Raw genomic sequence first — 14,517 nt, forward strand, 5'->3', positions numbered from 1 at the left:
GAATTCCTGGAATTTATCGGGACATTGAAAAAGTGTGGATTACCACAGTCCTGTACAGAGTGGGCATTTTTTATGATCAGGGGGAGTTTCCCTATACCTCTTTATGATTACTCCTTTATTTCCATCCTGAACCTGTCGGCAAAAATGAGGCAAGGATCTCTTTATCAACTTTATGAATAATAGCAGTTTATTGGAAATTCGCCGGATACTCATAAAGGACTTGTGGTCATTTTTACGCCGTGATCCACCTGCTGTTGCGTTGATTTGCATCAACATCGAGAGGCGGGGCTCTACCTAGTGTGTGCGACATAACTTAATCATTACAACAACAATGCGTTGCCACCCGAGGTACACATGTCACATACATCAGCTTCACCGGCGGAAAAACCGTCACGCCTGTTACAGGACTGGCGTCCGGAAGATCCGGCATTTTGGGAAAAAACCGGTCATAAAGTTGCCAGCCGAAATTTGTGGATTTCTGTTCCCTGTTTGCTACTGGGTTTCTGTGTCTGGATGCTGTTCAGCCTGGTTTCGGTCAATCTGAACAAAGTCGGTTTTAACTTCACTACCGACCAGCTGTTTATGCTGACCGCCATCCCGTCAGTTTCCGGCGCACTGTTGCGTGTGCCGTACTCCTTTATGATCCCGTTATTCGGCGGTCGCCGCTGGACGGCAATCAGCACCGTTTTCCTGATCCTGCCATGTGCATGGCTGGGTTTTGCGGTACAGGATACCAGCACCTCTTACAACGTCTTCCTGATCATCGCGCTGCTGTGCGGTTTTGGTGGCGCAAACTTCGCGTCGAGCATGGCCAATATCAGCTTCTTCTACCCGAAAGCGAAGCAGGGCGGCGCACTGGGTCTCAACGGTGGTCTGGGCAATCTGGGTGTGAGCGTGATGCAGCTCGTCGCTCCGCTGGTGATTTCTCTCGGCGTTTTTGCGGCGTTCAGTGATAAACAAACGCTGACGAATGGCTCAGACATGTGGCTGCAAAATGCCGCGTGGATCTGGGTGCCTTTCCTGTTGATCGGCACCATTGCTGCCTGGTTCGGAATGAATGACCTGGCGTCTTCTAAAGCGTCAATCCGCCAGCAGTTGCCGGTACTTAAACGCGGTCACTTGTGGATCATGAGCGTGCTGTATCTGGCGACTTTCGGCTCCTTTATCGGTTTTTCGGCCGGTTTTGCGATGCTGACCAAAACACAGTTCCCTGATGTCAACATTCTGCAGTTCGCCTTCTTCGGCCCGTTCTTCGGTGCGCTGGCGCGTTCTGCGGGTGGCATGTTGTCTGACCGTCTTGGCGGTGTCCGCGTGACGCTGGTGAACTATATCGTGATGGCTATTTTCGCCGGACTGCTGTTCCTTACCCTGCCGGTTGGTGGCGTAGGCGGTAACTTCCCTGCGTTCTTCGGGGTATTTATGGTGCTGTTCCTGACGGCCGGTCTGGGGAGTGGTTCTACCTACCAGATGATTGCGGTGATCTTCCGTAAACTGACCACCGATCAGGCGAAAGCACGAGGCGCAAGCGACGATGAAGCCCTGCGTGAAGCAGTGACCGATACCGCCGCGGCGCTCGGTTTTATCTCTTCCATTGGTGCTATCGGCGGGTTCTTTATCCCTAAAGCGTTCGGGACTTCACTGGCGATGACCGGTTCACCGGCGGGCGCGATGAAAGTCTTCCTGGTGTTCTACGTGGTGTGTGCATTGATCACCTGGCTGGTTTACTTACGCAAACTGAACAAAGGTTTTGCGACCAAACAAGTCAGAAAGTAATCAGTATAGATATAATGAAAGGGGCTTCGGCCCCTTTTTTGTATTCTGGTCAACATGAATTACTGAACGTAATCAGATATAAGGCATAACCATTCAGGCTTTTTAAAACCTGCGCAGGGCGTGATATATAACAGGGTAAATCATTTCTGATAAGGATCCCGTGATGAAAACTGCCCACCTGGTAGACCCCGAGCTGCGCCCGTTACTGGAACAGATGCCGGAGCGCGTTCTTGAAGCCTCCGTTCTGCCTGCCATGCGCGAGCAGCGTCAGGCGGCGGCGCTGGAAAGCCTTTTACAGGACGATGGCCTGCCTGTGACCCTCACTCAGCATCACATTTCCGGTGGCGAAGATGCGCCAGCGGTGCGTGTTGTGGTGATCTCGCCGCAGCATGAGCGAAAAGGGCGGATGGGTATTTTGCATATTCACGGCGGCGGTTACGTGCTCGGCAGCCCGGAACAGTCGACACCCTTGACGCGCCCGACAGCGGCACAACAAGATTGCGTCATTGTTTCAGTGGATTATCGCCTTGCGCCACAAACGCCTTTCCCCGGCCCGCTGGAAGACTGCTATGCCGCGCTGGTCTGGATGACAGAACAGGCCGATGAACTGGGTATCGACCCGGCACATATCGGTGTGATGGGTGACAGTGCCGGTGCAGGACTGGCGGCCTCACTGGCGTTGCTGACCCGCGACCGTGGCGGTCCGACACTGGCGTTTCAGAATCTGATGTATCCGATGCTCGACGACCGCACGGTCACGGATCCCCACCCTAATCCGGTGACCGGCGAATTCTCCTGGACGCGTCAGGACAATCTTTTCGGCTGGCACGCGTATCTCGGTCATGAAGCGGGTCTGCCGGACATTTCCTGCTACGCTGCCGCTGCCCGCGCGGAAGATTTGGGCGGATTGCCTCCGGCCTGGATAGGCGTCGGTTCAATTGATTTATTCCTCGACGAGAATATGGAGTACGCCCGCCGGTTAATCCGCGCCGGTGTGCCGGTTGAGTTCAGCATCTATCCTGGCGGATTCCACGGTTTCAACGGCGATCCGGCTTATGCGCTGGCGCGTCGCGCCCGTAAACAGCGCCAGGATGCCTTAGCGGGCTTTAATCCGCTGCGTCATACACATGACTTTGGCTTATAATGGGAAACATTCCCTCAGGCAAAACAACCGGCTGAATCAGATACTCAATTGGACATTAAACAACTCATCTACCTCTGTAATCTCGAGCGCGAACGGCATTTTGGCAGGGCGGCGGAAGCCAGCTTTGTCAGTCAGCCGACGCTGTCGATGCGCCTCAAGAACCTCGAAAAAGAACTCGACCTTAATTTGATTAACCGCGGTAATAACTTTGAAGGTTTTACCGCCGAAGGCCTGCGGGTACTGAGCTGGGCGCGGGAAATCGTCGCGGTCTATGAAGGTCTGAAACTCGAAGTCGAATCGCTGAAACAGGGATTGAGCGGCACATTGCGTATCGGCGTTATGCCGCAATGCAGCGTCTCGCTGGCGCAGCTGATTAAAGCGGTCAGCGAAGCGCATCCGGGACTGGATTACCGGGTGTCGGAAGTCAGTGCCGATCAGCTGATTGAAGCGCTGAGCAGTCATTCGGTGGATGTGGGTATCGGTTTCTTTGAGTTCTCGACGCTCAATGAGCTGCGATTCCAACTGGTGCCGCTCGACGACGGTGGCGTTGACGTGGTGTATCACCCGGACCATTTCCCGCAGTTGCAGGACATTGAACTGATGACCGCTGAACAGGCGGTGGCATTGCCGTTATGTCTTTCTGAACCGAGCCGTTATTTCCGTCGTTATCTGGATAATTTTTTCCGTCAGTCCGGGCTGGAATTGCATCCGACGCTGGAAAGCACATCAATTTTCCAGCTGATGCAGGGCGTGTTTGTCGGCATCGGCTGTGCGCTGGTGCCGCGTGGGCATCTTATTGATGAAATGCATCCTGCTCTGAAACGTTGCCCGCTGGATATCACGCCGATGAGCCGCCACGCCGCACTGGTGGTCGCCGAAGGGGGAAGGGCAACGCCGCTGGCTCAGCACTTTTTCACCGCAGCCGGTGTCTGGCTGGCGCAACAGCAAACGCTTAAAATGGCTAAATAAACATGTTCAGTCAATTTCCCTCCGGTATTCCTATTGATGTAATGAATATTTAAGCCCAAGCTTTGCCGCGAAACTTATGTGAAATGGATGGAGTAAAACATGAAAACTTTGAAAGCGGTTGTTCTGGCGATGGCCTCTGCGGGTATTTTGCTTTCAGCAGGCGCACAGGCCTCGAATAATCTTCTGGGACAACTGCAGCAGGCTGCCAACGACGGACTGAATGGCACCAGCAGCAAAACCGGTTCTGCCGGCACCACATCTTCGCTGACCTCGCTGCTCAGCGGCGGCGACAGCGCACTGACCTCGACCAGCGCATCCAACGCGGCGGGTGTTCTGCAATATTGCGTGAAGAATAATGTGCTGTCCAAAGCCAGCACCGAAAACGTGAAAGACCAGCTTCTGGACAAACTGGGGATCCAGAACGCGTCCGGCGCAGAAAGTCAGGATTATCAGCAAGGGCTGGGCGGTTTACTGAAAACCGGCAAAGATCAGAGTGTGGATCTGAACAACCTCGGCAGCGGTCTGACGCAGGTAAAAGAGAAAGTGAAGACCAAAGCGTGTGATGTGGTACTGAAGCAGGCGAAATCGTTTATTTGATTTTGACTTTCTCCTCCCCCTTCGCGGGGGAGGAGCTGGTACGTCACTCCGCATAAACCTTCTCTTTACTCTCGCACAAATCCTCGATCAGACAGCTCCCACACCGCGGTTTGCGTGCAATGCAGGTATAGCGACCGTGCAAAATCAGCCAGTGGTGACAATCGAGTTTGAACTCTGCTGGCACCACTTTCAGTAATTTCTCTTCGACGTCATCGACGGTTTTCCCCGGCGCAAACTTGGTGCGGTTACACACGCGGAAAATGTGCGTGTCCACGGCGATGGTCGGCCAGCCGAAGGCAGTGTTGAGCACCACATTTGCGGTTTTACGCCCGACGCCCGGCAGGGCTTCCAGTGCGACGCGGTCTTCAGGGACTTCGCCGCTGTGTTTTTCCAGCAAGATACGGCAGGTTTTGATCACGTTTTCGGCTTTGGCATTGAACAGGCCGATGGTCTTGATGTATTCCTTCACGCCGTCCACGCCAAGCGCCAGAACAGATTCAGGAGTGTTGGCGACCGGATACAACTTTGCCGTCGCCTTATTCACGCTGACATCCGTGGCCTGCGCGGAAAGCAGAACCGAAATCAGCAGCTCGAACGGTGTGGTGTACACCAGTTCGGTCGTCGGGTGCGGATTGTTGTCCCGCAAACGGCTGAGGATCTCGACGCGCTTTTCCTTATTCATGCACACTTCCCTTTGGCAGACTTTCTTCAGCGGCAACGTGCTGCACCGCTTTACGCGCTTTCATGCGCTGATCAATCATGTATTTCCCCGCCAGCAGCAGGCCCAGGCCGATAAAGGCTCCCGGCGGCAGCATTGCCAGCAGGAACGGATTATCCAGATGCAGTACTTCGACACGCAACACTTTCGCCCAGCTGCCGAGCAGTAAATCCGCGCCGTTAAACAATACGCCGCTGCCGAGAATTTCACGCATCGAACCCAGCACGAACATCGCGCAGGTGGCACCCAGCCCGGTCATCGCACCGTCAAGCGCAGCCAGATGGACAGGGCTGCTGGCAGCGCAGGCTTCGGCGCGTCCGACGACAATACAGTTGGTCACAATCAGTGGGATAAAAATCCCCAGCGCCTGATACAGGCCGAACGCATACGCGTTGATCAGCATCTGCACGGTACTCACGACGGAGGCGATAATAAGGACGTAAATCGGGATGCGGATTTCATCCGGGATCCACTTACGGAACGCGGAAATCATGGCGTTAGTACAGGTCAGCACCAGCGTGGTCGCCAGCCCCAAACCGAGGGCGTTGGTGGCGGTGGACGTCACGGCCAGCAGCGGACAAAGCCCGAGCAGCTGCACCAGCGAAGAGTTATTGGTCCACAGACCCTGAACGATTATCTTTTTGGCTTCACTCATCACGGGCTCCACAAGGGGTGAGGTGGGAAAGCTGAGACGGTACCGTCCCGATAAATAATGCCGTGCGTTTTACAGAACGCACTACGGCACGCGGTGTAATGGTCGCGCCGGTAAACTGATCAAACATACCGCCATCTTTCTTCACTGCCCAGCGCTCATCGGTTGCGCCATTAACGGTCTGATTGGCGAAATGCTTGATCCAGTCGGAAATACGCACTTCAATTTTGTCACCCAGTCCCGGTGTTTCATGCTGTTCCAGCACGCGGGAACCGTAAACTTTGCCATGAAAATCAGCAGCTACCAGCAATCGAATCGCACCGGAATAGCCGTCAGGCGCGGTGGTTTCGACCACAGCTGCCACCGGTTGACCCTCTTTGCGCGCCAGATACATCCGGTGTGGTGTGACAGTCCCCAGGGATGCATCGGTGACGTTGTAACATTCATTCTGCATGTCGTTATCGTAGACACTGGCCGGGATCACCTGATCAAACAGCGATTTTTGCTGTAACAGTGCCTGATGTTCAATCGTCGGCTTGGTCATCAGATTGACCAGCGCCGTCATGCCGGTCATCAGTGCGCCAAAGAAAGCCAGGATCAGGCCGTGGCGTCGCATTGTTGCTAACATAATTCTTCCTCAGCGATGCCCGTAAACGCGCGGTTGCGTGTAGTGATCAATCAGTGGCACGGTGATATTGGCCAGTAAAACTGCAAAAGCGATGCCATCCGGATAACCGCCGTAACTGCGGATAAGCCATACCAGTAAACCAATCAGCGCACCAAAAATCAGACGGCCTTTCGGCGTGGTGGAAGCGGTCACCGGATCAGTTGCGATAAAGAACGCGCCGAGCATCGTCGCGCCGGAGAACAGCCCGACCAGCGGCGAGGAATAACTTTCCGGTGCCAGACCCCACGCAATGCCTGCGCACACGGCCAGCATGCCTAACATCGCCACCGGAATATGCCAGCTGATGATTTTACGCCACATCAGGAACAGACCCCCGGCCAGGAACCCGAGGTTAATCCACTGCCAGCCAATACCGGCCAGCGTGCCGCCAAACAGCGGTGTGCCGAGGATTTGATCGGCGGTATGCCCTGAACGCAGACCGGTTTTAAACGCATCCAGCGGGGTGGCCTGCGTCACGCCATCCACGTTCATATTCAGCTGATACGCGGTCAGGTCCTGACTGTTGTGGCCGGTAAAAATGGTCAGCAACGTATCGGCGAATCCGACGTGATGATGTTGCAGGGCATCCGGCGGCAGCCAGGTGGTCATCTGCACCGGGAACGAAATCAGCAGCACCACATAACCGACCATCGCCGGATTAAACGGATTCTGTCCAAGACCGCCGTAAAGCTGTTTGGCAATGATGATGGCGAAAATCGTGCCGAGCACCACCATCCACCACGGGCCGAGTGGCGGCAGGCTGACGCCGAGTAAAACCGCGGTCAGCAGGGCGCTGTTATCGCCCAGACGTTTTTTCACCGGCAGTTTGCGCAGTTGCAATACCGCGCCTTCTGCCAGCAGGGCAATCACGATAGCCAGCGTCAGCTGAACCAGCGTGCCGTAACCAAAAAACCAGACCTGAGCGATCAGGCCGGGAATACACGCCAGGATCACCATCATCATGATGGTGCTGGTGTTCTGGCGGTTATGCGTAAAAGGTGAACTTGCGATCCTGAAGGCCATCTATTCCTCGTTCGACATTGTCTGAGCGGCTTTACGGGCCTTAACTCGGGCGATCGCTGCAGCCACAGCGGCTTTGCGTGGATCGCTTTCTTGTTGTGATGTTTCTTTTTCTTCCGGTTCAGCGTCCTGCGCTTCACTCAGTGCGGCGGCTTTCTTCGCTTTGGCACGGGCGATAGCAGCAGCCACAGCCGCCTTGCGTTTGTCGTCTGCTGAAGGTTCAGCAGGTGACGTTGTCACATTTTCTTCTGTATTCACCGGTTGCGCGGCGGCGGCTTTTTTTGCTTTCACACGGGCGATGGCTGCGGCAACGGCGGCCTTACGGTCATCCTCTGCCGGAGCCTGCGGGGCCACTGCCAGCTCGCTTTCTTTTGCCTCAACGACGACGCCGGTATTTCCGGCTTTCTTCGCTTTTACGCGGGCGATAGCCGCAGCCAGGGCAGCTTTGCGGTCATCTTCCGCAGAGGGCGGTGATTCAGGCACCGGCTCAGAAGCCACCGGAATCTCCTGTTCCGCTGCGGCTTTCTTCGCTTTCGCTCGGGCAATAGCAGCGGCCAGCGCGGCTTTGCGCGGATCGGCTTCGGCAGATTGTTCTGCCACGATTTCAGTGACCGCTGCTTCTTCCACTGGCGCTTCGTCCAGCTTCACGGCCGCTTTCTGATGTTTCTCTTCACGCGCTAACTTCTCGCGTTCCATGCGCGCTTGTTTAGCTTCGAAGCGGGCTTTGGCTTCAGTCGCGCGGGCAGTTTCGCTGTCGATGGCGCGGATTTCGGCCTTTTCCTGACGGTAATACTGCACCAGAGGAATGTTGCTCGGGCAGACGTACGCACAGGCACCACATTCGATACAGTCGAACAGATTATGCTTACGCGCTTTCTCGTGTTCTTCACCTTTACTGAACCAGTAAAGTTGCTGTGGCAGCAGACCTGCCGGGCAGGATTCTGCGCACAGGCTGCAACGGATACAGGCTTCTTCCTGCTCGGGCTGACCGAGTTCAGATTCAGAGGGTGCCAGCAGGCAGTTGGAAATTTTGACCACAGGCACATTAAGCGACGGCAGGGTAAAGCCCATCAGAGGGCCGCCCATAATCACCATTTTTTTGTCGCCCTGTGGCTGCAATTCGCCTTCACGCATCAGATGTTCAATCGGTGTGCCCAGACGCGCCCAGACGTTGCCGGGTTTTGCCATTGCTTCGCCGGTGAGTGTCACTACACGCTCAATCAGCGGTTCGCCGTCGATAATTGCGCGTTTAATGGCAAACACGGTACCGACGTTTTGCATCAGCACGCCGATGGACGACGAATGATGGCCTTTTGGCACTTCAAGACCGGTCAGAATTTTGGTCAGCTGTTTCGCGCCGCCGGAAGGGTATTTGGTCGGGATCACCCGCAGCTCGATGCGCACACCATCAGCCTGTTCGGCTTTGATCGCCGCTTTAAAAGCCGCAACGGCTTCGGGCTTATTGTCTTCGATGCCAATCAGCACGCGTTCAGGATGCAGCATATGACACAGAATGCGCGTGCCTGCGAGGATCTCGGCGGCATGTTCCTGCATCAGCCGGTCATCAGCGGTGATATAAGGCTCGCATTCGGCGGCGTTGAGGATAAGCGTGCGTGTAGATGTCAGACCGCCTGCCAGTTTGCTGGCCGTCGGGAAACCTGCACCGCCCAGCCCGGCGATACCGGCCTGGCTGATCTGCTGATTCAGTTCACCGGCAGAAAGCTCGCGGTAATCGGCAATCAATTCACGCTCGCACCAGATATCAAGACCGTCGGCTTCGATCAATACACACATTTCTTTCAGGCCGGAAGGGTGCGCGGTGATATGCGGTTCGATGGCGGTGATCACGCCCGACGTTGGCGCATGTACCGGCACGGTACGGCCACGGCCTGTGGTCAGCGGCTGACCTTTCAGAATGCGGTCGCCAGCTTTTACACACAGCTCGCCTTCAGGGCCAAGATGTTGCTGAAGAGGGATGATAAAGCGCTCAGGCAGCTGCACGTGGCGCAGCGGAACGTGGCTCGACTGAGTCTTCATTTCCGGCGGATGAATACCGCCATCAAAGTCCCAGACTTTGTCTTTTTTGAGCGCGGCAAACAGATTAAACATGTTACTCCGCATGGATGACCTGAACCGGAATGGACTGCAAATCCCATTTCCAGTTTGCGGTGGTGGTTTTTACCGGCAGCATTTCGATGCAGTCGGTCGGACACGGCGCGACGCAAAGGTCACAGCCGGTACATAAATCGGTGATCACGGTATGCACGGCGCGGGTGGCGCCCACGATGGCATCGACCGGACAGGCCTGAATGCACTTGGTGCAGCCGATGCAGTTGCTCTCGTCGATGTAGGCGACTTTGCGCACCGGCACAGCTGCGGCGGCATCTTCGCCCATCGGTTGTGGTTCGACGTTCAGCAGGGTGGCCAGTTTGAGCATTACCGCTTCGCCGCCCGGCACACATTTATTGATGTTGTCGCCATTGGCGACCGCTTCGGCATAAGGTTTACAGCCGGGATAGCCGCATTGTGCGCACTGGCTTTGCGGCAGAATATCGTCAATCTGATCGACAACAGGGTTGCCTTCGACGGCAAAACGGCGTGATGCATAGCCCAGCAGCAGGCCAAAGACCAGTGCCAGTGCGGTCAGCGCGCCAATCGCTACCCATAATTCAAACATTAGAATTTCACCAGACCTGTGAAGCCCATAAAGGCTAATGACATCAGGCCAGCCGTAACCAGCGCAATCGAAGAACCTTTAAACGGAGCAGGGACATCAGCCACCACCAGACGTTCACGAATGGCGGCGAACAGCACCATCACCAGCGAGAAACCGAGCGAGGCAGCGAATCCGTACAAAGCGGACTGCATAAAGTTGAACTGCTGGTTGATGTTCAGCAGTGCCACGCCGAGTACGGCGCAGTTGGTGGTGATAAGCGGCAGAAAGATACCCAGCAGGCGATAGAGCGACGGGCTGGTTTTGCGTACCACCATTTCGGTGAACTGCACGACAACGGCGATCACCAGAATAAAGGCCATGGTGCGAAGATACACCAGACCCAGCGGCATCAGGATGAAAGTGTTAACAATCCATGAGCAGATATTCGACAGGGTGATAACGAACGTGGTCGCCAGCCCCATACCGATCGCGGATTCCAGTTTCTTGGAAACACCCATAAACGGGCACAGGCCAAGAAACTTAACCAGTACGAAGTTATTTACCAGCACAGTGCCGACAAAAAGTAATAAATAAGAGGTCATGACAATTGCCCGGACATAATAAACATTAAAAACTTCAGGGTTATTCCGTGAAGGTTTCTTTTACCCGCAATGAGCGCTTGAAATAAGGCACAAAGACTGCGGCGGCCAATAAAGGTAACAATAAGTTACGAACGGCCAAATCATCGGTAACTGGCGAGAATGCAAAGGCTTTTACCGCCAGAAGCACCGTACACAATAACCAGATAATATACATTTTCGGTAAGGCTCTTGCGCGCTTACAGAATTGCCACAATACCGCGACGGTAAATGCCCCCATCGCCAGCGTGGTCACCACGGAGAAATACCATTGCAGGGTAAATGCCTGCGAGTTGGTGAATAAGTATTCACGGGATTCCGGCACAAATAATGCCATTGAAAACAGAAACAGCATTAATACGACGCTCAAGAGCGTCACAATCAGATACGCCATCGGGGCCAGTAACCAACCGCCAATACGTTTATAGCCCGGATTATTCGACATAAAAGCTTTTCTCACGCTGGTTTTGCCATCAAATCAGCACAGGGAGAGTTCCCCGACCTTCAAGGCGCAGTAGCTTAACCTGTGAGAGGCATTCTCGTTATCGTATTTATGTGATCAATACCTTAATCCTTCATGCCGTCTCTGTGTTGAACGCCTTCACGCGCCCCGGTCAGATACTTTTGTATGCTGCCGGGGACTTGTTCAGTTGCCGCCTTGATACAGCCTGAATGCTTCAGGTATTAAAACGGGGAGGTTTAGTGAACTGGCACCAGAATTTCAGTGGCGATAACCACCACAATCAGGCCAACCAGCACGGGAACAGAAGTTCGTTTTACCACTTCGAAAGGGGATATTTTTGCCATACCGGCCACGGCCACGACGACGCCGGAAACCGGTGAAATGGTGCGTCCCAGGTTAGATGCCTGCAACATCGGGATCACCAGATATTCAGGGTTGATGCCCATTTTGGCGGCCAGTTTCGGAATGAGTTCGACGAACGCATAGAAGGAGGCGTTACCGGAGCCGGTGGTCATGGCGGCAAGTACGGTGATGACCACCAGAACTAACATCATGACAATGCTGCCTGAGCCGAAGTTTTGTGCCAGTCCGATCAGGCTGCTGATAAACCCGACGGTGCTTAATCCCTGGGCAAACACGCCAGCTGCAACCAGCAGCATCACCACGTTGGCGAAGGCATCCGCCATACCGCGATAAGCCACGTCCAGACCGGCAAAGACTGCCTTGCCGTTACGGTTACGCAGCGTTTCAATGATGGCGGTCAGTAACATACAAATCACCAGAATGGTGATGATATGCAAACTCGGCCCCCATTTTCCGTCAAAAATCAGCACACCGATAATCGGCGTGAAAGGCAAAATGGCATAAAAAGCGGGAGCGTTGGTTTCGACCACATCGTCTGCATTGGAGTCGATGGTATCGACCTGCGTGCTGGTATCGCGTTTATCCAGATAGCGCTGCCAGAAGAAGTGCGCAACCGCCATCGCTACAATGGCAGCAATTGAAATCGGCAGGGTGACTTTAAAGGCAAAATCCACCAGAGGCATGTTTGCTGCCTGCGCCGCCAGCACCACATCGCCGGAAGTCGGGGAAAGAATAATCGCCGCCGGAGATGCACAAATTGCCGCCGCTGCGCCACGACTGATGCCGACGTTGACCATAATCGGGAACAGGGTAGCCATCAGCAGTACGCCCAGACCGGTCGCCGAAGATACCGCCAGTGACATCAGGCACGCCAGTATATAAGCGGCGACCATCAGAATGTAAGGGGAGTTGATCATCTGCAACGGGCGGGACGCCAGTTTGACGACCACATCGTTAGCGCCGATATGGGTCATATACGCCGCGAAACCGCACAGCATCATAATCATCATGCCGAGATCGCCGCCGCGGCTCATCAGCAGGATTTTAACGTATTCAACAATATCCGTCGCATTCCAGCCGGTACTTTTAGTGCCTTCCGGCAGGATGCTGTGACCCATGATTGCGCTGATAATCAGCAGTAATAAGCCACCTACCATCAAAACGCCGGTGGGTGAATAGCCTTTGATGATATAGCGGCCAACAAACACGGCGACCACCAGTCCGATCAGTAATTCCAGCATGATTGTATTCCCCGAGATTAAATTTGGATCCAAGTGAAAGGCGGGCACTTTGCCGAAATAGCTGAACGGGCGTAATGACGCTCATCAATTATGGGTGATGAAAAGGCAGGGAATATCAAAATATGTGATGTTTAACCAGGGCCAGACTGAGCTGATTTGGGATCGGCGGTTTTGCTGCCCCCCAAATCAAGGGAGCAGCCTGAGCCGGTGGCCGAAAAATCAAAGTTTCGGGATCTCCCGATAAAATCCGACGCCAATCAGGCGGCCAAATAAAAATGGGATGAATTTCCGACCGCGCAGCCATGCTTCCATCCGGGATGGCGGGCGGGTGCGTTTTTTCTGTCCTGCTTTGCTGATCATGATCTGCAAGGCCTGCGTCGCCCAGGTCGGGAACGTCCGGCGGCGCTGGATGCGTTTTAAATGCCGCAACGTCAGGCGTCCGGCTTTCAGCGGTTCGGTGATGATATTCGCCGTCGCAACAGCATCCTGAATCGCCAGATTCACGCCGACACCCCCGATAGGCGACATCGCATGAGCCGCGTCGCCGATACACAGCAGCCCCGGTTTAGCCCATTCTTTCAGGCGGTCGATGCGGATCACCAGCAGACGCACGTCATCCCAGCTGAGAATATCCTCCGCCAAACGCGGACGTTCGAATGGCGACACTTCGGTGAGCAGGTCCAGGAAGGGCGCGATGCCCTGTGCTTTGAGCGTATCCAGACTGTCTTTTGGGATCGAATACCCGCACTGCCAGTAATCTGCGCGATCGATCATGATGAAGTTTTTCTTCGGGCCCCGATGCCCCATCGCCCACTGCGGATCGTCCGGACGTTTGTGGATTTTCAGCCACAGCACGTCACGCGGTGCGCCGTAACGACGGATTTCCATCCCGGCCTGTTCGCGAACGACGGAGTTACGTCCGTCGCATCCCACCACCAGACTGGCATTGAAACGCTGCGTTTCGCCGTTCACTTCGGCCAGAACACCCGAGACCTGACGTTTATCTTCCAGTAACGACAGCACCTGCGCATTGTGAATGAGCCGGAAGTTCGGCAGCTGGGCGGCCTTACTGGCAATGAAGTTAAGGAAATCCCACTGCGGCATAAACGCGATGAATTTGCACTGCGTCGGCAGGTGGCTGAAGTCCGCCAGCGTGGTTTCTTTGCCGTTGATTTCGCCGTAGAGCTTTTCCGCACGCTGATGCGGCAGGGCGAGGAACTCCTCAAGAAACCCCAGTTGCCAGATGATGTCCAGCGTCGAGGGATGGATAGTATCGCCGCGAAAATCGCGCAAAAAATCACGGTGCTTTTCCAGCACGGTGACGTCAATCCCCTTACGCGCCAGAAGATATCCCAGCATTAAACCTGCGGGACCCCCGCCGACGATGCAGCAAGACGCTGCTGCGCAGGACTCAGTGTTCGGTGTCATGCCAACCTGCCTGAACGGATGAATTTACATGATAACAATTATCATTTGCACCAGTGTGCGTCAATCCATCCCGTGCTACATCACAGAACATTTCCTGCACAGCGCCATAACAAATCCCTGTGTTTTTGCACCACCGCGATCTGACCTTTACTGTCCGTTTTGGCTGTCATTCGCTCAATTTGTCTGTA

14 protein-coding genes are annotated in these 14,517 nt (G+C 54.7%); 4 read left to right on the top strand and 10 right to left on the bottom strand.

All coding sequences use genetic code 11. The annotated features are described in order from the left end of the window. Positions 1–354: 354 nt before the first annotated feature. The 4 genes from D5398_RS10145 (at position 355) to D5398_RS10160 (ending at position 4,483) form a co-directional block, all read left to right on the top strand. On the top strand, positions 355–1,773 hold the full coding sequence (locus D5398_RS10145) for a NarK family nitrate/nitrite MFS transporter (RefSeq protein ID WP_120507512.1): 1,419 nt from the start codon (positions 355–357) through the stop codon (positions 1,771–1,773). A gap of 163 nt (positions 1,774–1,936) precedes the next feature. Beyond that, on the top strand, positions 1,937–2,917 hold the full coding sequence (locus D5398_RS10150) for an alpha/beta hydrolase (RefSeq protein WP_120507513.1): 981 nt from the start codon (positions 1,937–1,939) through the stop codon (positions 2,915–2,917). A gap of 48 nt (positions 2,918–2,965) precedes the next feature. Beyond that, on the top strand, positions 2,966–3,886 hold the full coding sequence (locus D5398_RS10155) for a LysR family transcriptional regulator (protein WP_120507514.1): 921 nt from the start codon (positions 2,966–2,968) through the stop codon (positions 3,884–3,886). Between the two features lie 99 nt (positions 3,887–3,985). Then, positions 3,986–4,483: a YjjA family protein gene (locus D5398_RS10160; RefSeq protein ID WP_120507515.1), complete on the top strand. Its 498-nt coding sequence runs from the start codon at positions 3,986–3,988 to the stop codon at positions 4,481–4,483. A gap of 43 nt (positions 4,484–4,526) precedes the next feature. Here D5398_RS10160 and nth read toward each other — a convergent pair whose 3' ends face one another. From nth to D5398_RS10210, 10 genes are all read right to left on the bottom strand, one after another. Continuing rightward, positions 4,527–5,165: an endonuclease III gene (gene nth, locus D5398_RS10165; protein WP_120507516.1), complete on the bottom strand. Its 639-nt coding sequence runs from the start codon at positions 5,163–5,165 to the stop codon at positions 4,527–4,529. After that, a complete protein-coding gene (locus D5398_RS10170; RefSeq protein ID WP_120507517.1) occupies positions 5,158–5,856 on the bottom strand; it encodes an electron transport complex subunit E in 699 nt (232 codons plus the stop codon). The genes nth and D5398_RS10170 overlap by 8 nt, the downstream gene beginning before the upstream one ends. After that, positions 5,849–6,481, bottom strand: a complete 633-nt coding sequence (rsxG, locus tag D5398_RS10175; protein WP_120507518.1) for an electron transport complex subunit RsxG — start codon at positions 6,479–6,481, stop codon at positions 5,849–5,851. Before rsxG ends, D5398_RS10170 begins: the two co-directional genes overlap by 8 nt. Positions 6,482–6,490: 9 nt before the next feature. Next, positions 6,491–7,543, bottom strand: coding sequence for an electron transport complex subunit RsxD (rsxD, locus tag D5398_RS10180; protein ID WP_120507519.1), 1,053 nt, complete (start codon positions 7,541–7,543; stop codon positions 6,491–6,493). Then, positions 7,544–9,649, bottom strand: coding sequence for an electron transport complex subunit RsxC (gene rsxC, locus D5398_RS10185; protein WP_120507520.1), 2,106 nt, complete (start codon positions 9,647–9,649; stop codon positions 7,544–7,546). A 1-nt stretch (position 9,650) separates the two neighbouring features. After that, a complete protein-coding gene (rsxB, locus tag D5398_RS10190) occupies positions 9,651–10,217 on the bottom strand; it encodes an electron transport complex subunit RsxB (RefSeq protein ID WP_047611978.1) in 567 nt (188 codons plus the stop codon). Then, the gene (rsxA, locus tag D5398_RS10195; RefSeq protein ID WP_095922116.1) at positions 10,217–10,798 is read right to left on the bottom strand and encodes an electron transport complex subunit RsxA; all 582 of its coding nucleotides are present in this window, start codon (positions 10,796–10,798) and stop codon (positions 10,217–10,219) included. Before rsxA ends, rsxB begins: the two co-directional genes overlap by 1 nt. A gap of 40 nt (positions 10,799–10,838) precedes the next feature. Then, positions 10,839–11,279 carry a DUF2569 domain-containing protein gene (locus tag D5398_RS10200; protein ID WP_112291513.1) on the bottom strand — a complete coding sequence of 147 codons (441 nt, stop codon included), beginning with the start codon at positions 11,277–11,279 and terminating at the stop codon, positions 10,839–10,841. A gap of 254 nt (positions 11,280–11,533) precedes the next feature. Further along, entirely contained in the window at positions 11,534–12,901 is a 1,368-nt protein-coding gene (dcuC, locus tag D5398_RS10205; protein ID WP_120507521.1) for an anaerobic C4-dicarboxylate transporter DcuC, read from the bottom strand. A 219-nt stretch (positions 12,902–13,120) separates the two neighbouring features. Continuing rightward, entirely contained in the window at positions 13,121–14,329 is a 1,209-nt protein-coding gene (locus D5398_RS10210; RefSeq protein WP_120507522.1) for an FAD-dependent oxidoreductase, read from the bottom strand. Positions 14,330–14,517: the final 188 nt, after the last annotated feature.

The sequence above is a fragment of the Rahnella bruchi genome (assembly GCF_003614975.1).
Classification (GTDB): domain Bacteria; phylum Pseudomonadota; class Gammaproteobacteria; order Enterobacterales; family Enterobacteriaceae; genus Rahnella; species Rahnella bruchi.

Coding starts and splice junctions, on each gene's coding strand:
- rsxG (WP_120507518.1), bottom strand. CDS start 6,481: ATGTTAGCAACAATGCGACGCCACGGCCTGATCCTGGCTTTCTTTGGC.
- D5398_RS10210 (WP_120507522.1), bottom strand. CDS start 14,329: ATGACACCGAACACTGAGTCCTGCGCAGCAGCGTCTTGCTGCATCGTC.
- D5398_RS10170 (WP_120507517.1), bottom strand. CDS start 5,856: ATGAGTGAAGCCAAAAAGATAATCGTTCAGGGTCTGTGGACCAATAAC.
- rsxC (WP_120507520.1), bottom strand. CDS start 9,649: ATGTTTAATCTGTTTGCCGCGCTCAAAAAAGACAAAGTCTGGGACTTT.
- D5398_RS10150 (WP_120507513.1), top strand. CDS start 1,937: ATGAAAACTGCCCACCTGGTAGACCCCGAGCTGCGCCCGTTACTGGAA.
- rsxB (WP_047611978.1), bottom strand. CDS start 10,217: ATGTTTGAATTATGGGTAGCGATTGGCGCGCTGACCGCACTGGCACTG.
- nth (WP_120507516.1), bottom strand. CDS start 5,165: ATGAATAAGGAAAAGCGCGTCGAGATCCTCAGCCGTTTGCGGGACAAC.
- D5398_RS10160 (WP_120507515.1), top strand. CDS start 3,986: ATGAAAACTTTGAAAGCGGTTGTTCTGGCGATGGCCTCTGCGGGTATT.
- D5398_RS10145 (WP_120507512.1), top strand. CDS start 355: ATGTCACATACATCAGCTTCACCGGCGGAAAAACCGTCACGCCTGTTA.
- D5398_RS10200 (WP_112291513.1), bottom strand. CDS start 11,279: ATGTCGAATAATCCGGGCTATAAACGTATTGGCGGTTGGTTACTGGCC.
- dcuC (WP_120507521.1), bottom strand. CDS start 12,901: ATGCTGGAATTACTGATCGGACTGGTGGTCGCCGTGTTTGTTGGCCGC.
- rsxD (WP_120507519.1), bottom strand. CDS start 7,543: ATGGCCTTCAGGATCGCAAGTTCACCTTTTACGCATAACCGCCAGAAC.
- rsxA (WP_095922116.1), bottom strand. CDS start 10,798: ATGACCTCTTATTTATTACTTTTTGTCGGCACTGTGCTGGTAAATAAC.